This window comes from Williamsia sp. z34 (assembly GCF_059553395.1).
Window position 1 is genome coordinate 241,092 of sequence record NZ_JCANWW010000003.1, and the last position, 18,406, is coordinate 259,497.

Genomic DNA, 18,406 nt, shown 5'->3' on the forward strand with positions numbered 1-18,406 from the left:
CCGAGAAAACAGCGGTAACGGAATAAACGGGCCGTAGTCCGCTTTGTACCGTGCATCAAGTACCTGCCGGCAACATGGAGGATCACGATGCCCGATTACGGACACAGCTGGCAGTTCGGTTCGTTCCTGACCCCAACCACCACAAATCCCGAACATGTCGTAGAACTGGCGGTGTTGGCGGAATCGAGCGGACTCGACCTCGTCACATTCCAAGACCACCCTTATCAGCCGAAGTTGCTCGACGCATGGACGTTGATGACATGGGTCGCCGCGAAGACCACGGAGATTCGAATTGCGGGGAACGTCATGAACGTCCCGCTGCGTTTGCCGTCAGTTCTGGCGCGTCAGGCGGCGGCACTGGACTTGCTGTCAGGTGGCCGCGTGGCACTCGCATTGGGGGCCGGTGCGTTCTGGGACGCCATCGAAGCCATGGGGGTCACGAAACTGACTCCGGGCGAGAGCGTGGCCGCCCTCGGGGAGGCGGTTCAGGTCATTCGCGGGATCCTCGACACAAGCGAGCACTCTCTGCTGCGTGTAGAAGGTGACTTTTACAGTGTCAGCGGCGCGAAGCGTGGCCCAGCGCTGGACCACGACTTACCGATTTGGATCGGTGCACTGAAGCCGCGACTCTTGCGACTCATCGGTCGGCAGGCCGATGGTTGGCTACCGTCCCAGGCGTATCTGAAAGACGGGGACCTGGCTCTCGGGAACTCAGTGATCGATCAGTCTGCGCTTGCTGCAGATCGCGATCCGCGTGAGATCGTCCGTCTTCTCAATGTTCACGCTGCAGCCGGTGTCGACGAACTGGTCGAACTAGCCCTTGACCAAGGGATCAGCGCGTTCATCGTGGCGTCAGACAGTCCGAAAGTCATCGAGGACTTCGGGACGAAGGTCGCACCGGCGGTGCGAGCCCAGGTCGCCCGGGCTCGCGTCACTCACTCCGCCTCTGAGACGCAGCGCATTCGATCATCGTCGCGGTAGATGCAGTTGCCCCCGGGCTCGTCCTCTCAGCGGAAGCCCCGTCGTCGAACTCTCGGTGGCCAACCGCCCGAAGTCAAGCTTGACCAGCTGGTCGGCGAGGTCGAAGTAGCGGTCATCGTGGGTGATCACCACAACCGTTTTCCCGGCCTCCTTGAGGTCGTTCAGGATTCGGCGGTAGAAGAACTCCCGGAACTGCGGTTCCTGGTCGGCTGCCCACTCATCGAAGACATAGATCGGACGATCCTCGAGTAGCGCCGTCACCAGGCTGAGCCGTTTGCGTTGACCCTGAGACAGATTGATCGTCGACAACCTACCGTCGGCCACGGTCACCTTGTGCGCGATCTGCAGCTGATGCAGGTAACCGCGTACCTCATCGTCGATGCCGGGACGATCGAACCCGAGGTAGTCCTCGAACAGGTGGAAGTCGGTGAAGACCGCCGAGGTGTTCTGCCGGTACCACTCCACGTTGTCATGGCCGATGGGCTCGCCGTTGAGCACCACCTGCCCGCGATGGGGCGCATACAAACCCGTGATCAGTTTGGCCAGAGTCGATTTGCCGCTGCCGTTTCCGCCGACGATGAAGGTGACCTGCCCCGGATCGAGCGTCAGATCGATGGGTCCGAGTGCGAACCCCGGACCTTCGTCGGGGCCACCCGGGGGCGGGCCGGACGGATGCTGCCGGTGCTTCTTGCCTGGCTTCTCGGGACCGGACGGCGGGGGAGGCGGGGAGCCGGTGGGCTGCTCACCGGGGTAGGCATACCCTAGGCCTCGCAGCTCGATTCGCGCACTGGAGACCGCCGGGCGGTCGGTGTACGGCAGGGCTGATTCATCGTTGACCGACGCCATCGTCAGATTCATGTCCTGGATCTTCGCCAGGGCGACGTCGCCGCGCAGGATGTCCGGGATCAGATGCATCATGTTCTGCATCGGCATCGACAGGAACGTGGTGATCAGGACGTAACCGATCATGTGCTCGCGCGGGATGTCCAGCAGCAGGGCCAATCCGAACAGGATGAACGCCATGGTGGCCAGCTGGCACAACTGTCCGAAACCCTGGGCCATCGAGAACTTGACTCCGGCAGACACATTCGCGGCCCGCAGATCTTCGGCGGTACCGAGCAGGTGACGATCCATGAAATCCCGGCGACGACCGCGGTGCAGTTTGAGTTCCTTGATGCCGAGGGTGACCGACTGGAAGGAACGCAGCAGGTCGTCCTCGCGCTCGCGGGCATGTTGATAGATCGCGCGAACCCGCCGCAGCACGGTCTCCACGCACATGATCGCCAACAGGGTCGATCCGACGGTGATCGCGAAGATGGGGCCGGAGAGCATCGCAAGGAACACCAGACAACCGACGATGGTCGCGGCGTCGATGCAGATGCTGGGAATCGCCGAGACCGCCATCGACAACGCCCGCACGTCCTCGGTGAGGGTGGCGATCAATCGGTGCATCCCGAGCCGTTCGAGGTGTTCGAGCGGGGCGGACACGACGCCGGCACTGAGCTTGGCCCGAAGTCGGTAGATCGCGTTCTGCGCCAACCCGATCAGCACGATCTGCGAGAGCAGCCCGGTGACCAGGACCACCGCCGCTGTGATCGCGAACCGCGCAATCATGTCGTCGGGACGCGGTCCCGGCGACACCACGGCGTTGATCTGCGTGACCAGATAGGCGTTGGCAGCACCGCCGATCAGGCCGGCGATGACCGCGAACGTGATGCCCTTCCAGGACACCGAGATCAAAAATCTGATGAGCTGCATGATGTTTGACTTCCTGTTCCGTTGTCGGCCTGTTGTCAGGTCAGCTACGGACGATGTCGAAGAGGAGTCCCTCGAGGGTGACTCCGGGGGCGAAGGAGAAGGCGACACCGGTGGTGAAGTCCTCATCGCGGTCCTGCGCGCTGCGCTGAGCCATCTGCTCGAGTACGAAGATCAGCGAGACGCTGAGCATGTTCCCGTAGCGGGCCAGGATGTCCCAGCTGACGTCGGCGCGCTCGGGGTCGATACCGAGCGAGCGCGCCGATGAGTTGATGATCTTGGGTCCACCGGGGTGGATCGCCCACAGGTCGATGTCGGATTTGCCCAGCCCGTGCGAGCCCAGCACCCGATCGATGACCGACTCGACCCCACGGTAGATGTACTCGGGGAGTTCCTCGGAGAGCTCGCAGGTGATCCCGTTGTCGTTGACGCCCAGAACGATTCCGTCTTCGGCGGCGTCGAACAGATGGCTGAACGTCTCCCTGATGACAATTCTTCCGGCCGGGATCGGTTGGCGCGCTTCACTGGCACCGACGACCACTGCACCACATCCGTCGCCGAAGAGGCTGTGGGTGATGATCTCGTTGATGTCGTCGGCGAACGCGGCGTTGACCGACGACACCTCCAGGCTGATCACCAGCGCCTTTTTGTCCGGGTTGGCGCGGGCGAAGTCGGCGGCGATTCGAATCCCGTTCATCGCCGCGGCGCAGCCCATGAAGTTCACGACCACGCGGTTGGTGGTGCGGGGCAACCCGAGCTTCTTGATGACGGCGACGTCGACGCCCGGAGCGATGAAACCGGTGCTGGTGACGAATACCAGGAGACCGACCTCGACGTGTCCGGGGATACTGCCCAGCGCCCGGCGCGCCACGTCGATCGCCAGGGGTGCAGCATGCTCGAGGTAGAGATCCATGCGGTCCCTGATGGTGCCCCGCCGCTCGCCGAACTCGCGGAACCCGGGGTCGGTGGGGTCGATCGCCAAGTGGCGCTCGTTGATTCGTGTCTTCTCATAGATCCGGCGGATCCGTTCCTGCTGAATCGGATCGGTGAACAGCGCGGCGACCTCGTCGGCGGCATCGGTTTGAGAGAAGGTCTGTTCCGGCGCCCCGGTGGCGATGCCCTCGATGACCGCGACGGTCGTCGGGGGAGCGGGCGGCAGGTGCGGGCGGATGTGCGGACCGCGGTCCACAAACGCGGGGTGTGATGCGGTGACCGGTTGGTCGGAGATGACGGACATGGGGGAGGGGTTCCTTTCAGGAGGGTATTGAAGTGTTTCGTGGAGAGATGATTTCGATCGATCCGGCTCAGACGGTGCCGATACCGGTGAAACCCTTGATGGTGTAGTCGGCGCACGTCTTGAGTGCGGCAGGGGAGAAGTGCTCCCGAACGAAGCCCCACCCGTTGTCCTGGGCCGGTCGCGACCGCGAACCCAGGTAGACGCGGCACTGTTTGGGCAGGCGATCGGTGACAAAACTCTTCGCCGGCAACCATTCGACACCGAAATCCGCCGCTTCCTCACGCACCACGTCCTCGGTGGCGATGTTGGCAAAACCGCTGCGCTGGAAGGGAAGTACGTGGTGAACGCGGTGAGAAGCGAGTCCGGCGGACAAGAAGCAGTCGGCGTAGCGGTTCCCGATGATCTTGAGGTCATAGGCCTTCTCCAGCTGATCAACGGCCCAGTCATCGGTCTCGACCTCGGGCAGGTCGTGGCTGTCGACATCGAAGTCATGACTGGCGACCACCAGGAACGTGCTGAACCAGAGGACCGCCACGAACTGTGCCAGCCAGGCCCAGAAGTCGCCCATCGCAACGAAGATCACGAGTTCGGAGATCAGTAGAACTCGCAGACCGAAGGCACCGATGAAATGCGGCAGTCCACCGCGCAGCGACCCGTACATGTCGGAGACCCCGACCTGCCGGGTCAGCTTGCAGATCTCCAGGAGCCGGATGACCATGCCGGTGGTGGCGTGCCCGAACTTGTGGAGCGTGTGGATCGGGATCCGGAAGGCGCGGGGCAGATCCATCATGAAGGTGAAGACATTCTTCTTGATGTCGACCTCACTCTGCGTGTGGGGATGATGCAGCAGCGCATGGCCATCCGCGGTGACAAACGACAGAGCAACGTAGTTGATGTCGAAGGCACTGACCAACGCTTTGTTGGCACCCTTCTGTGCTCGGTGTATCGCATAATGCCCGTAACCGGCAATCCCACTGCGCAACACGACCATTGCGATCACGAAGGCCGGCAGTGGCATCCACTCGGTGTCGTACAGACGCAGTCCCTGAACGGCGAAGTAGGCGAGGACCAGCATGACGACCACGACGTTGAAGATCGTGTCCATGCGCTTGATCCGGGCCGCGAGTTCCGGTTCACGAAGGCGGCGCTTGATCCGGTGCAGCAGGTCGTTCTTGTCGTCGAACCGGAAGTGCGGGGTGTCTCGCCAGCTGTCGAAGCCGTCCTTGAACAGGAAGTCCGGCGCGTTGGCCTTCGGATGGATGTCCTCGACCTCGGCGTCGCGGTCGAGGGCGTACTTCTCGAGGATTTTCTCGACCCGCTCAGGGTTCTTGTGATAGGACCCGATGATCGAGGTGATGTCGCGGTTCTTGGTCCGTCCGATGAAGAACTCCCCGCCGGGATGCTTCGAGATCCAGTCCGTCAGGTCATAGGCCCGGCCCCGGTAGATCCACACATTCGCCAGCCGCGGGCCGCCGTCGGGTCCGGGCTCGCGGCCGAGGTCGTGATCGTCCGCCGGCCCCTGATCGACGACGGCATCCGTCTCGTCGTCGGTCTGCAATTCGGTCATCCGATTCCTCCGTGTCGGCTGCCGGAATCAGGTGACGGCAGCGGGCTTGGTTTGGCCATAGGAGTACGCGGGGGCGGCCGATGTTCCCGGACGGGGAAACCGATTACGGTCATTTGAACGACTTTTGACGGTCGACGCGGGCCTATACCGTCCCTGAGCATGCCAAATCAACCACGTAGCAACCCGCGAATCACGCGCTCGAAATCAAACCTGTTCGCGGCCGCGGTCGCGCTGTCGGTCTCCGGTGTCCTGCTGACCGCATGCGGCGGTGGTGGCTCCAACGATCCGGAACGAACTGTCTCCCAGTCGGTTCCGCCAGTACTGGAAACCTCTCGATCCACACAACCATCGGTGGTCCCCACTGATCCGGCCGCGGTGATCGAGCAGAGTTCCCAGACGACACGGCTGATGAATTCCGTGCACATCGCATTGATGGTGGACGAATCGATCGAGAGTCTCCCCATTCAACAGATCGACGGTGACGTCACCAATGCGCCGGTGGTCGGCGCTCAGGGTGCCGGCGAATTCCGGATCAACAACAACCTGACGGCGTCAGATTTCATCGTCGCGAACGGCAACCTCTACACCCGGGGCGAAGGCGCCGACGGTTACACCAATCTCGGTCCGGCCCAGCGGATCTACGACCCGGCCATCATCCTCGACAAGGACAAGGGCTTGGCCAACGTGATCTCCCAGGTGCACAACCCGACAGTCGTCGGCACCGAAGAGGTCAACGGGGTCGAGGCGGTCATGATCGAGGGCACCATCGCGAGCACCGAACTCAAGCCGATCCTCCCCGAGGTCGACAAGACCGGTACCGATCTGCCCATCACACTCTGGGTCACCGCCGAAGCCCCGTACAACCTGGTGCAGATCACGGCCGAGGTCTCGGGCGGTGAGGTGAACATCGTCACCTCGAAGTGGCAGGAACCAGTCACCGTCGCAAGCCCCGAATAGTCATCGTCGAAACCGGCAGCGCCCACCGAACACCCGACGTCAGGTAGCACCGAGCCATGACCACATCCATCCCCACCGAACTGCAGATATGGGTCGACGGAATCCAGGCTCCGCCGGTTCCCGGTACCACCCGGATCCAGATCGGGCGGGTGCCGGAGAACGACATCACGATCGACCATCCACTGATCTCCCGACGGCACGCGATGCTGACCTGGAACGGCGGATGGTCGATCACCGACAGCGGCAGCACCAACGGGATCTACGCCGGTGGTCAGCGGGTGCAGTCGGTGAACCTGTGCGGCACCCAGGACGTCCGCCTCGGTGGTCCCGACGCCGGACCGGTACTGCGGATCAGAATCTCAGAACCCACTCCGGCCCCGATCCGATCCCTGCAGAAACCGGCAGGTGCCGACGACCTGCCGCACATGCAAGCCCTGCGGCAGAACATGTCGGCGGTGTACCGGAGCGCCGGGAATCAGCCGCCGCAACGTCAGTCGGTCGACATCGCCGGCGGATCAACCATCCGCATCGGCCGCACGCCCGACAACAACGTCGTGGTCAGTGACGTGCTCGCCTCTCGTCACCACGCCCAGATGATGAGTGGTCCAACAGGTTTGGTGATCGAAGACCTGCGCAGTGTGAACGGGACGTTTGTCAACGGGCGCCGGATCACCCGGCAGGCGCTGACCGACGGTGACGTCGTCACCATCGGTAACAGCGACTTCGTGGTCTCCGACGGCCAGTTGATCCGCGGTCAGGCGCGGTCGGTCGTCTCCGGTGGGGTACACGTGAGTTCGGTGAGCCTGACCATCGATGGCAAGCAACTCCTAGACGACGTCGAGTTCACCGCCGCACCCGGGACACTGACCGCGATCATCGGCCCGTCGGGCGCCGGTAAATCGACTGTCTCCAAGATCATCTCGGGGTCACACCACCCTTCGGTGGGGACCGTGACGTTCGAAGGACACGGGGTTCATGACGAGTACGACGCCCTGCGAACCCGAATCGGGATGGTGCCGCAGGACGATGTACTGCACAGTCGGCTCACCCTGCGGCAGGCCCTGCGCTACGCCGCACAGCTGCGGCTACCACCGGACATGTCCCGCGGCGACCGGGATCTGGTGATCGACGGAGTGCTCGCCGAATTGCAACTGACCGAGCACGCCGGCACCCGCATCGACAAACTCTCCGGGGGACAGCGCAAACGGGCATCGGTCGCGATGGAGTTGCTGACCGGACCGGCGCTGCTGATCCTCGACGAGCCGACCTCGGGGTTGGACCCGGCCCTCGACCGGCAGGTGATGCAGACCCTGCGCCGGCTCGCCGACGCCGGACGGGTGGTCATCGTGGTGACCCACTCGGTGGCCCACCTGTCGATCTGCGATCAGGTGCTGCTGTTGGCGCCGGGCGGAAAAACCGCGTTCTGCGGCCCGCCCGGATCAGTGAAAACGGCAATGGGAACCGATGATTGGCCCGAGATCTTCGCCTACGTCGCGGCCCGGCCCGACGAGGCGTCGCGTCGCTACCGGGACAGCGTCCGCAGGCGGCCACCCCCACCGCCGCCGCAACCCGGCTCATCCCGGCCACGGTCACGTCAGGCCAGTGCACTCCGCCAGGTCAGCACCATTGCGCGCAGACAGTTCCGGCTCATCCTGGCCGACCGTGGATACCTGATATTCCTGCTGCTGCTGCCGATGGTCCTGGGAGCACTCACCATGGTGATCCCGGGATCGGCCGGCTTCGGGCTCAACGCACCCGGGACCACCGAAACCCTGCAGATCCTGGTGATCCTGGTGATCGGCGCGACGTTCATGGGGTCGGCGCTCACGGTCCGCGACCTGGTCGCCGAACGCTCCATCTTCGAGCGCGAACGTGCCGTCGGCCTACGCCCGGGCGCCTACCTCGCGGCGAAGGTACTCGTCTTCGCGGTCTTCGCGATCGCGCAATCGGTGATCATGCTGCTGGTCTGCCATGCCGGCCGAGGGACGCCCGGCAAGGGCGTATATCTGCCTGCCACAGTCGAACTCGGTATCGACCTCGCCTTCTTGACCTGCATCGGAGCCCTCATCGGCCTGGCCATCTCGGCGACGGTCCGAACCCCCGAACAGACGATGCCGCCTCTGGTGGTCGTGGTGATGATCCAACTGGTGTTCTGCGGCGGCCTCTTCGCCCTGCACGACCGGGTCGGACTGGAACAGATCGCCTGGCTCAGCCCCTCCCGATGGGGTTATGCCGCAGCGGCTTCCACCGTCGAGGTGCAATGGACGACCCCCGGTTCGGCCACCGAGGACGAACCCCTCTGGCAACACGACATGACCTCCCTGGGCACCAGCTACGCGGTTCTCGGCGCGATGGCCGTGGTCCTGTTGCTGTTCATCTACAGCCGGTTGCGTTTGAAGCGGTCCTGAACCCCACCCCGATCGGGGCCGGCTCAGCCGGTGACCAGTGACCAGAGACCGTCGCGGCCGGCAGCGGCAGCCACGCCGGCGATCTCGTTGTCCCAGTGGTGCACCGAGCCGTACTCCGAACGCCAGGCCAGGGCCGCTTGGGTGAACTCATGCAGGCGGTGTTCGCGGGTGGTGCCGATCGCACCGTGCACCTGGTGGGCGTTACGCACCACCACGGAGGCGGCATGTCCGGCGCAGGATCGCGCCACCGCGACCAGAAACCCGAGACCGGTTCCGGTCCAATCAGAGCGGACGGCCTCGCCCACTGCGGCTTCGACCGCCGCACGGGCGAGTGCGGTTTCCGCGGCCATGTCGGCGACAAGGATCTGCACCGCCTGGAACTTGGCCAACGAGCGTCCGAACTGAACTCGTTCGGAGGTGTGGGCGATCGACATCTCGAGGATGCGATCGAGCGCTGCGCTCACCTGTACGCCACGTACCAGGGCGCTGCGCATCACCAGTTGGTCGACCACGGCGTCGGGGACCGCGATCCCGGATTGATCGGTGATGTCGTATGTGACGGTGTCACGTGGCTCGCGTGCGAGGTTCGAGCCGCCGGTGATGCTCACAGCGGAAGCCTCGACATCAGCAACGCGGTACGTGTCCGCGTCGCGCCAGAGAACGACCACCCGATCTGCCGCAGACGCCCACGGCACCCCCGACGCGACGCCCCGATCGTCGAGCACGCAGACCGTCCGACGGGCTTCGTCGACCGGGAGTCCGGCAGTCTCGAGGAGCCATCCGGCGAGCAGATCATGCTCGGCCAACGGGATACGTACGCCGTGGTGGGCGGCGGCATGGCTCAGTGCCGCCGCCTCGTGCCAACCCGCCCCGCTCCCGCCACTCTCTTCACTTCCGGTCAAGCGGACCAGTCCGAGTTCGGACAGCTGCTTCCACAGCTCCGTATCCCACTGTGCGACCTCGATATTCGGCCCATGATGCTCCCGATGGGCGGCGAAGACGTCGGACATCATCTCCAGCAGTGCCCGATCCACACCCGCAGATGCATTCATCAGCGCATCCCCAATCCCCGTGCGATCACACCACGCAACACCTCGTTGGTGCCGCCGCGCAGCGTGAAACCCGGACGTCCGGCGACGGCATCGGCGATCATCTCCGCGTAATCGATAGATGTGCCATCGGCCCCGAGGAGGTCGGCGAAGTCCGCGATGTCACCTTCTGTCGACGTCCCGAGGACTTTGACGACCGCTGCGGCGGTGTCGGCCGGCTCATGACGTTCCAGGGCGCCTGCCACGGCTGCCGACATCTGGTGCAGGCCCGCGATGCGGGCGACGTATCGGCCCAGGTCCGGGTGGGCGGGCAGTTCACCGGTGGCGGTCCGCTCCGCGATCTCGGCCAACAGCGGGAACGTCGACAGAAAGCGTTCGGGGCCACTGCGTTCGAAGCTCAGCTCGGAGGTCACCTGGTTCCATCCGTCGCCGATGGTCCCGAACACCATCGCGTCCGGCACGAAGACGTCGTCGAGGACCACTTCGTTGAAGTGATGTCGCCCGTTCATGCTTATGATCGGTCGGATGTCGACGCCCGGTGAGGTCAGGTCGACGATGAACTGGCTCAGGCCGTCGTGTCGATGAGCGGGATCGACCGCAGCGGTCCGGGCCAGGCAGATGAAGGCGTTCGCGCGGTGTGCACCGGATGTCCACACCTTGGTGCCGGTGATCGTCCAGCCCCCCTCGACGGACGTGGCCTTCGTCCGCACACTGGCCAGGTCGGAGCCGGAATCCGGTTCGCTCATGCCGATCCCGAAGTAGCACTCGCCCTGCGCGATACGCGGTAGGTACGTTCGCTTCTGGGTCTGGGTGCCGTACTTCAGCAGCGACGGCACGATCTGCCGATCGGCGATCCAATGCGCCGCCACCGGTGCCCCGGCAGCCAGCAATTCCTCGGTGACCACAAATCTCTCGAGGTGTGTGCGCCCGTGCCCGCCGTACTCCTCGGGGACGGTCATGCCCAGCCAACCGCGGGCGGCCAACGCGCGGGAGAAGTCCTCGTCCCAGCCGGTCAGCCAGTTGTCCACCTGCCCACTGATCCGTCCGGCAGCGCGTTGTTCGGCGACGAATTCCCGGACCTGCGAACGCAACCCATCGAGTGCGTGTGGATCGTCCGAAACCGGTGGAACCAACCTCAGATCCGTCATGCTCCTGATGCCTCCCACAGTGATGGGTGTTGGTGAGTGCCACTGCGCGTCGCTCACCATAACCCACCACTTCCGGGGGTTCGAGGGTTTACGGAATGATGTTGACCATTCGGCCGGGCACCACGATCACCTTGCGGGGCTCACCCTCGAGCAACGGGATGATCTTCTCGTCCGCGAGCGCCGTCGCGCGCAACGTCGCCTCGTCTGCGTCGGCCGCCACCGTCATCCGGCTGCGTACCTTGCCCTTGACCTGGATCGGGATCTCGATGGTGTCGTCGACGAGCCACTGCTCCTGCGCCACCGGGAACGGCCCGTGGGCCAGCGACGCGGTGTTGCCCAGACGCTCCCACAGTTCTTCGGCCGCGTGCGGTGCCACCGGCGCCAGCATGAGCACCAACGGCGTGACCGCGTCACGGGGCGCACCGTCGGGGTACTGCTTGGTCAGGTGGTTGGTCAGCTCGATCAGCTTCGCCACTGCGGTGTTGTCCCGCAGGTTCGAATAGTCCTCGCGCACACCGTCGATCGTCTTGTGCAGCAGACGATTGGTGTCATCGGTCAGGTCCACGTCGACCACCCGGGTCTTGCCCGTGACCTCATCGACGACCAGACGCCAGGCGCGCTGCAGGAATCGCTGCGCACCGACGACGTCCTTGGTCGCCCAGGCCCGCGAGGTGTCCAGCGGTCCCATCGACATCTCGTAGACACGCAAGGTGTCGGCACCGTAGTCACGGCAGATGTCGTCCGGCGCAACGGAGTTCTTCAGGGACTTGCCCATCTTGCCGTATTCCCGGTTGACCTCTTGGCCGTTGTAGAAGAACTTGCCGCCCTCTTCGACGACCTCTTCGGCAGGCACATAGACACCACGCGAATCGGTGTACGCGTACGCCTGGATCATGCCCTGGTTGTACAGACGCCGGTACGGCTCGGCCGAGCTGACGTGCCCGAGGTCGAACAGCACCTTGTGCCAGAAGCGCGAGTACAGCAGGTGCAGCACCGCGTGCTCGACACCACCGACGTACAGATCGAGCCCGCCGGGATCATTCTCGCCGTGCACCTCGGGCCGCGGGCCCATCCAGTACGCCTCGTTCTCCTTGGCGCACAACTCATCCGGGTTGGTGGGGTCGATGTAACGCAGCTGGTACCAGGAGCTGCCGGCCCACTGCGGCATCACGTTGGTGTCGCGGGTGTAGTGCTTGAGTCCGTCACCGAGGTCGAGCTCGACGTTCACCCAGTCGGTGGCCTTCGCCAACGGGGGAGACGGTTCACTGTTCGGATCGTCGGGGTCGAACGAGATCGGCGCGTAGTCGATAACGTCCGGAAGTGCCACGGGCAGCATCGAATCCGGGATCGCGTGCGGCGCACCGGACTCGTCGTAGACGATGGGGAACGGTTCACCCCAGTAGCGCTGACGCGCAAAGAGCCAGTCGCGCAGCTTGTATTGGACGGTGCCGCTGCCGGTACCGTCGGCCTCGAGGCGCTCGATGGTTGCCGATTTCGCCTCGTCGACCCGCATCCCGTTCAGGAATCCGGAGTTCACGAGCGGCCCGTCACCGGTGTAGGCCTCGTCGGCCACACCCTGCTCCGAACCGATGACCTCGATGATCGGCAGTCCGAAAGCCGTCGCGAACTCGTGGTCGCGGGTGTCGTGGGCCGGGACGGCCATGATGGCGCCGGTCCCGTAGCCGAGCAGCACGTAGTCGGCGATGAACACCGGGACCTGCGCCCCGTTGAGCGGATTGACGGCGTAGGAGCCGGTGAAGACACCGGTCTTCTCCTTGTTCTCCTGCCGCTCGAGGTCCGACTTGGCCGCGATCGTGTTGCGGTAGGCCGCAATGGCTTCCGCCGGGGTGGCCGCGCCACCGGTCCACAGTGGGTTGACATCGGCCGGCCACTGCGCCGCGATCAGCGGATCGACGAGCTCGTGTTCGGGGGCGAGCACCATGTACGTCGCGCCGAAAAGGGTGTCGGGGCGGGTGGTGAACACCTCGATGGGTCCGGCGGGCGAGCTGAACGCGACCTGCGCGCCGCGGGATCGGCCGATCCAGTTGCGCTGCATGGTCTTGACCTTCTCGGGCCAGTCCAGCAGGTCCAGGTCGTCGAGCAACCGGTCGCTGTACGCGGTGATCCGCATCATCCACTGCCGCAGGTGTTTACGGAACACCGGGAAGTTGCCGCGGTCGCTGCGACCGTCGGCGGTGACCTCTTCGTTGGCCAGCACGGTGCCCAGACCGGGGCACCAGTTGACCAGCGAATCGCTCTGGTAGACCAGCCGGTAGTCGTCGATCACCTCGGCCCTGGCGGCCTCGTCGAGATCCGCCCAGTTGCGTCCGTCGGCGAGAGTGCGCGCACCGGAATCGAATTCGGCGATCAACTCGGGGATGCGACGGGCCTTGCCTGCATCGCCGTCGAACCAGGCGTTGTAGATCTGCAGAAAGATCCACTGGGTCCAGTGGTAGAAGTCGACGTCGGTGGTGGCCACCCGGCGACGTTCGTCGTGACCCAGGCCCAACCGGCGGATCTGTTCCAGATACCGCTCGATGTTGGCCTCGGTGGTGGTGCGCGGATGGGTTCCGGTCTGCACCGCGTACTGCTCGGCCGGGAGCCCGAACGAGTCGAAGCCCATCGTGTGCAGAACGTTGCGACCGTTCATCCGGTGGAAGCGTGCGTAGACATCGGTGGCGATGAAACCGAGAGGATGCCCGACGTGCAGTCCGGCACCCGAGGGGTACGGGAACATGTCCTGGACGAAGAGCTTGGCGTCGGGACCGTCGAACACCGACAGATCACCTGCCAGGTCTCCCACCGGGTTGGGCGCCTCAAAAGTGCGCCGCTCGGTCCAGTTCTGCTGCCATCGCGCCTCGATCTGCCCGGCCAGCTCTGCCGTGTAGCGGTGCTGCGGGGATTCGTCGGGGGCTGAAGTCGTCGGGCCAGTCACTTGACCAGCGTAAAGCCTGGCTCATCCGGGCTGCAGGCAGGCCTGGGTGACCATTGATTTTCCCAGGCCTCGTATTGTATGGGCGTGACCGTCGCAGCAAACATCCTCGCCGTCGTCGCCCTGGCGCTGGCGCTGGTCTTCGGAGTACCCGGTGTCCTGGGCACCACGAGGCGTCTTCCTCGCAACAGGTGGCTCGGTGTACGGTCCGTCGAGACCATGGGCAGCGACGAGAAGTTCCAGCTGGCCAACCGCGTCGCCGGGCCCGGTCTGATCTGCGCGGCTGCGGTCCTGCTGATGGGCGCGGTCCTGGCGATCTTGCTCGGTGGCACCGTCGGCGTGATCATCGCCGCCGCCGCCATCGCGGTCGGTATCGGCCTGGCCGGAGTCATCGGTTCACTCGGTGTCCGCGCGGCTGCAGCGATGCCAGATCCGGCCTCCGACTGCGGCGTCAGCGGTGGCTGCACGAGCTGTTCCCTGCAGAGCATGTGCACCACCGACAGCGCCGCAGGTGGCGCAACCCCGTCCGACTAAAGGCGTGGCGCGCTCGCCGCTGGCCTTCCTGCAGCGCTTCAACATCGATGGCTTCATGGTGGCCATCATCGCGGCGGTTCTGGTCGCCACGGTGCTACCGGCCCGCGGCGTAGCCGACGACATCCTCGACTGGGTCGTCAAGATCGGCGTCGGTCTGCTGTTCTTCCTCTACGGCACCCGCCTGCATCCCCGGGATGCCCTCACCGGCCTGACCCACTGGCGTCTGCACCTGACCATCCTCGGATTCACCTTCGTGGTGTTCCCCTTGCTCGGCCTGGCGCTCTGGCCGCTGCTCCCGCACCTCGTCGGCGACGATCTGGCCACCGGTGTGCTCTACCTCTGCCTGGTCCCGTCCACGGTCCAGTCGTCGATCAACTTCACCTCGATTGCCCGCGGCAACATTGCCGGCGCCATCGTCAGCGCCTCGGCGTCGAACCTGCTCGGTGTGTTCCTCACCCCGATGCTCGTGGTGTTGCTGATGAACTCCTCGGGTGAGATCTCGTTCTCGGCCTCGTCCGTCGTGACGATCGTCCTGCAGTTGCTCGTGCCGTTCGTCGCCGGGCAGTTGCTCAGGCCGCTGGTTGGCCGGCGGATCGCCGCACACACGAGCCTCACGAAGTTCTTCGACCGCGGCATCATCGTGCTCGTGGTGTACGCCGCGTTCGGCGACGGCGTGCGCGATGGCATCTGGAGTCAGGTCAGCTGGTGGCAGGTGGTGATCCTCGTCGTGCTGGCCGTGGTGCTGGTTGCTCTCATGCTGTGGCTGACCCGCACGGGATCACGGCGGCTCGGCTTCGACCGGGCCGATTCCATCGCCATCCAGTTCTGCGGCACCAAGAAGTCGCTGACCACCGGTCTGCCGATGGCCGCTGTCCTGTTCGAGGGACGCACCATCGGTCTGATCGTCCTGCCGTTGATGATCTTCCACCAGGTTCAGCTGATGATCTGCGCCTGGCTTGCCGCGCGATACAGCCGCCAGTCCGAGGTCTAGCCCGAAATTCGCTCCACGTCCGCTGCCCGCCTTCCGAAATTCGCGCCACTTACTCGCGAACGCGCCGGTTGCAACCGGCGCAGACGCAGGCAGGTGGCGCGAATTTGATGAACGGAAATCAGCGCACCGGCCGGGACACCGGGATGTTGACGTAGCTCGGGGCATTCGGGTCGAGTTGGATGTGCTGCGGCCTCAGCTGCGAATCATTCAGCAACGGCCGCAACGGTAGACCTCGGGGGAAGTTCGCCGCGAACACGTCGACGCGCAACCGATGTCCGGGTTTGATCAGGGCATCGGTGGCCAGCAGACCGACATCGAGCTGCACGGCCCGGCCCGGGACCACCGGCGCACGGGTGGCCAGGGTCAGGGTCTGCACCGGATCGACGACGTCACCGTTCGGTCCGTACCCGGTTGCGTCCTCGTCCAGCGCCCGCAACGAGGCCATCAGCTGGCCCGAGGTCAGCACCGTCGAGGTGCCGTCGGGAGCAACATCATTCAGCGTTGCCGTCCAGTAGCCGTCGGCCGCGTCCATGACGGTGTTCAGGTGCAGGTTGATCGGACCACTCAGGCTGGTCGCCTCGGCGAACGGCGCAGTGGTGAACGTCAATGCGCTCGACTCGGCGATCCGCGAATCGTCCGCACAGAAGGAGAACACCGCGAGGAGACCCGCGGTCTGCTGTGCGGCATCACGCGAACACAGTGTGGCCAAAGCCGGTGCGACCGTGAGCCTGCCGCGGCTGTCCGAGGATGCCGCCGACAACGATCCGTCGCGCACCGCGTGCGGTGCGGTGCCGCTCGCACTGTCGGAGAGGTAGAGCCGCTGGTGGTTCATCCCCGGTCGCGGGAAGTCCTCGGCGGTGGTCCAACCGTTACCCTGCTGGTACAGGGTGGCCGGTCCATAATTTTCGATGCCGTTGTCTATTCCCTTGAGCCACTTGTCGAACCAGGCGCGTTGCAGGACGTCGAGCCGCGGCGGATAGCCGGGATCCCCGAATCGGGAACCGCCGGTGACGTGATAGGTCGGGCCCATGATCAGCTGCTTTTTGCCATCTGCGAGCGGGATCTTGTCGAACATCCGCCACTGACTGTTGGTGAACAGGTCGTACCAGCCGCCGTAGATCATCGTCGGTGTGGTGATGTTCTCGGCGTAATCCAGCCAGTTGGTGCGTTCGGACGAGCTCTCGTCGAGCAGGCTCTGGGTACGCGGCGGCACCGACTCCACGGTGGGGGAGAGCAGCGCGTCCAACAGTTGCGGGGCGAAGACCGCCGGATCGGAAAGCCTCGACCCCAACCACTTCCAGTCGAAGGTGCCGTTGAACATCGATTGCACATCGGGCACGAACTTGAGTCCGTTGACCAGCGCGAGCCAGGCCGGCAGGAAGCCCACACCCAGCGCACCTCCGGGGGCGACGATGTCCCGGATCAGGTCGCCGCCGGGCTCGACCGGGAAGATCGCCTCGAGCGGTTCGGGATTCTTGTTGGCCGCCTGGATCTGATTGATCCCCGAGTACGACGCCCCGCTCATGCCGACCTTGCCGTCGGACCAGCTCTGCCGGGCGGCCCAGTTGATCACCTCGACGGTGTCCTGCTGCTCACGGGCCTGGAAGACATCCCAGACTCCTTGCGAGAAGCCGGTCCCGCGCACGTCCACCACAACCTGGGTATACCCGGAACGGATGAGTTCGGGATCGACGCTGAAGGTCTGGGCGAAGCCACTTTTGAGGGTCTGCACCAGATCGGACAGGCCGTCGAACGGGGTGCCGGAGAAGTTCAGCAGATCGGCGAGCTGCAGGGCCAGCGGCGCCAGCACCGGGTTCGACAACGCCGCATCGGCCACCGCACTGACCAGCTTCGTGTACGGCGTCATGTTCACGATCACGGGCATCTTGGTGGCGACCGGCCTGTTCGCACCATCGGCAGGCCGGTAGATGTTGGCCTTGAGGACCGTGCCGTCACTCATCGTGATCGGCACATCCCACCGGACGTTGATGCCGGGATACCGCGACGCACCGTCGTGTTGCGCGGTCCACCGCGCCCCATCGGCACCACCTGTCGGATCAGCCAGCGCTGCAACAGGATTGCTGAATCCGGCAACCAGAACCACTGAAACCAGGCCGGCCACCACGCCCGCACCTCGACCCCACAAACCCATCGGACCCCCTCCGCGTTCCCCGACCCCCGAGCGAGCATCCGCTGAGACGCCGCTCACATCAGGGGTGACACTAACAGATTGCTGAAGCCAAATCGACGATCAGCGATCAGTTGCGTTCGAGTTCGATCGGGTGGGTCGAGAGCATGGGAAGCGGCCACGGCTGACGTCGCAAGACCTGCGACCAGAGATCGACCTCGGCGGGGGCGATGACGTCTTCCGGAATCGACGGTGCCACGATCCAACTGCCCGTGCGCAATTCGTCACCGAGTTGTCCGATACCCCATCCGGCATATCCGGCAAAGATCCGGACCCCGACCAAAAGGTGACCGAGTTCGTCGGCATCGGCATCGAGATCGACCAGGACCACGCGGCCGGCAACCGATCGCAGGGCGGGCACGCCCTCGATGCCGACACCGGGATTGATCACGCCCAGACACAGCGCCGAGTCCTGCTTGACCGGACCGCCCACGTATACCGCCTTCGGCCGGGCGGCGGTATCGGTCCATGCCGGCAACAGGTTGTGCACCGCGGTCTGGCTCATCCGGTTCAGGACAACGCCCAGACTGCCGGCGTCGTTGTGTTCGATGACGTAGATGACCGTGCGCCGGAATGTCGGCTCCGCAAGATCGGTGGACGCCATCAACAAGCTGCCGGCGGAAATCGCCTCGATACCAGATGACACCCCGAACATGATG

At 64.7% G+C, this 18,406-nt stretch carries 13 protein-coding genes; 5 read left to right on the forward strand and 8 right to left on the reverse strand.

The genetic code is table 11. From position 1 onward, the window contains the following. The first annotated feature begins 87 nt into the window (after positions 1-87). On the forward strand, positions 88-981 hold the full coding sequence (locus AC51GT_RS09870; protein WP_496328638.1) for an LLM class flavin-dependent oxidoreductase: 894 nt from the start codon (positions 88-90) through the stop codon (positions 979-981). Here the strand turns inward: AC51GT_RS09870 and AC51GT_RS09875 are convergent. The 3 genes from AC51GT_RS09875 to AC51GT_RS09885 all read right to left on the reverse strand — a co-directional run bounded on the left by AC51GT_RS09875 (position 967) and on the right by AC51GT_RS09885 (position 5,540). Next, complete coding sequence (locus AC51GT_RS09875; RefSeq protein ID WP_496328639.1) at positions 967-2,739, reverse strand: ATP-binding cassette domain-containing protein; 1,773 nt, start codon at positions 2,737-2,739, stop codon at positions 967-969. The genes AC51GT_RS09870 and AC51GT_RS09875 overlap by 15 nt on opposite strands. A 40-nt stretch (positions 2,740-2,779) precedes the next feature. Further along, positions 2,780-3,973: a type III polyketide synthase gene (locus tag AC51GT_RS09880; protein ID WP_496328640.1), complete on the reverse strand. Its 1,194-nt coding sequence runs from the start codon at positions 3,971-3,973 to the stop codon at positions 2,780-2,782. 67 nt (positions 3,974-4,040) lie between these two features. Next, entirely contained in the window at positions 4,041-5,540 is a 1,500-nt protein-coding gene (locus AC51GT_RS09885; RefSeq protein WP_496328641.1) for a cytochrome b5 domain-containing protein, read from the reverse strand. 159 nt (positions 5,541-5,699) lie between these two features. On the opposite strand from AC51GT_RS09885, the gene AC51GT_RS09890 reads away from it, so the two are divergent. Together AC51GT_RS09890 and AC51GT_RS09895 are read left to right on the forward strand one after the other, a co-directional pair. Next, entirely contained in the window at positions 5,700-6,497 is a 798-nt protein-coding gene (locus AC51GT_RS09890) for an LppX_LprAFG lipoprotein (RefSeq protein WP_496328642.1), read from the forward strand. A gap of 56 nt (positions 6,498-6,553) precedes the next feature. Next, complete coding sequence (locus AC51GT_RS09895) at positions 6,554-8,905, forward strand: FHA domain-containing protein (protein WP_496328643.1); 2,352 nt, start codon at positions 6,554-6,556, stop codon at positions 8,903-8,905. A gap of 23 nt (positions 8,906-8,928) precedes the next feature. Here AC51GT_RS09895 and AC51GT_RS09900 read toward each other — a convergent pair whose 3' ends face one another. From AC51GT_RS09900 to leuS, 3 genes are all read right to left on the reverse strand, one after another. Then, positions 8,929-9,957 (reverse strand): acyl-CoA dehydrogenase family protein, encoded by a 1,029-nt coding sequence (locus AC51GT_RS09900; protein ID WP_496328644.1) that lies wholly within the window; start codon positions 9,955-9,957, stop codon positions 8,929-8,931. After that, complete coding sequence (locus AC51GT_RS09905) at positions 9,957-11,102, reverse strand: acyl-CoA dehydrogenase family protein (protein ID WP_496328645.1); 1,146 nt, start codon at positions 11,100-11,102, stop codon at positions 9,957-9,959. Before AC51GT_RS09905 ends, AC51GT_RS09900 begins: the two co-directional genes overlap by 1 nt. An 88-nt stretch (positions 11,103-11,190) precedes the next feature. Further along, positions 11,191-14,037 carry a leucine--tRNA ligase gene (gene leuS / locus AC51GT_RS09910; protein WP_496324337.1) on the reverse strand — a complete coding sequence of 949 codons (2,847 nt, stop codon included), beginning with the start codon at positions 14,035-14,037 and terminating at the stop codon, positions 11,191-11,193. A gap of 84 nt (positions 14,038-14,121) precedes the next feature. On the opposite strand from leuS, the gene AC51GT_RS09915 reads away from it, so the two are divergent. Together AC51GT_RS09915 and AC51GT_RS09920 are read left to right on the forward strand one after the other, a co-directional pair. Next, on the forward strand, positions 14,122-14,568 hold the full coding sequence (locus tag AC51GT_RS09915) for an SdpI family protein (protein WP_496324338.1): 447 nt from the start codon (positions 14,122-14,124) through the stop codon (positions 14,566-14,568). Between the two features lie 55 nt (positions 14,569-14,623). After that, a complete protein-coding gene (locus tag AC51GT_RS09920) occupies positions 14,624-15,559 on the forward strand; it encodes a bile acid:sodium symporter family protein (protein ID WP_496328822.1) in 936 nt (311 codons plus the stop codon). 118 nt (positions 15,560-15,677) lie between these two features. Here AC51GT_RS09920 and AC51GT_RS09925 read toward each other — a convergent pair whose 3' ends face one another. Continuing rightward, a complete protein-coding gene (locus AC51GT_RS09925) occupies positions 15,678-17,711 on the reverse strand; it encodes a CocE/NonD family hydrolase (protein ID WP_496324339.1) in 2,034 nt (677 codons plus the stop codon). 106 nt (positions 17,712-17,817) lie between these two features. Next, positions 17,818-18,402: a YqgE/AlgH family protein gene (locus AC51GT_RS09930; RefSeq protein ID WP_496328646.1), complete on the reverse strand. Its 585-nt coding sequence runs from the start codon at positions 18,400-18,402 to the stop codon at positions 17,818-17,820. Positions 18,403-18,406: the final 4 nt, after the last annotated feature.

Bases quoted from the DNA above. Each gene is read 5' to 3' on its own strand.
- AC51GT_RS09870 (WP_496328638.1), top strand. From the start codon at position 88: ATGCCCGATTACGGACACAGCTGGCAGTTCGGTTCGTTCCTGACCCCA.
- AC51GT_RS09875 (WP_496328639.1), bottom strand. From the start codon at position 2,739: ATGCAGCTCATCAGATTTTTGATCTCGGTGTCCTGGAAGGGCATCACG.
- AC51GT_RS09880 (WP_496328640.1), bottom strand. From the start codon at position 3,973: ATGTCCGTCATCTCCGACCAACCGGTCACCGCATCACACCCCGCGTTT.
- AC51GT_RS09885 (WP_496328641.1), bottom strand. From the start codon at position 5,540: ATGACCGAATTGCAGACCGACGACGAGACGGATGCCGTCGTCGATCAG.
- AC51GT_RS09890 (WP_496328642.1), top strand. From the start codon at position 5,700: ATGCCAAATCAACCACGTAGCAACCCGCGAATCACGCGCTCGAAATCA.
- AC51GT_RS09895 (WP_496328643.1), top strand. From the start codon at position 6,554: ATGACCACATCCATCCCCACCGAACTGCAGATATGGGTCGACGGAATC.
- AC51GT_RS09900 (WP_496328644.1), bottom strand. From the start codon at position 9,957: ATGAATGCATCTGCGGGTGTGGATCGGGCACTGCTGGAGATGATGTCC.
- AC51GT_RS09905 (WP_496328645.1), bottom strand. From the start codon at position 11,102: ATGACGGATCTGAGGTTGGTTCCACCGGTTTCGGACGATCCACACGCA.
- AC51GT_RS09920 (WP_496328822.1), top strand. From the start codon at position 14,624: ATGGTGGCCATCATCGCGGCGGTTCTGGTCGCCACGGTGCTACCGGCC.
- AC51GT_RS09925 (WP_496324339.1), bottom strand. From the start codon at position 17,711: ATGGGTTTGTGGGGTCGAGGTGCGGGCGTGGTGGCCGGCCTGGTTTCA.
- AC51GT_RS09930 (WP_496328646.1), bottom strand. From the start codon at position 18,402: ATGTTCGGGGTGTCATCTGGTATCGAGGCGATTTCCGCCGGCAGCTTG.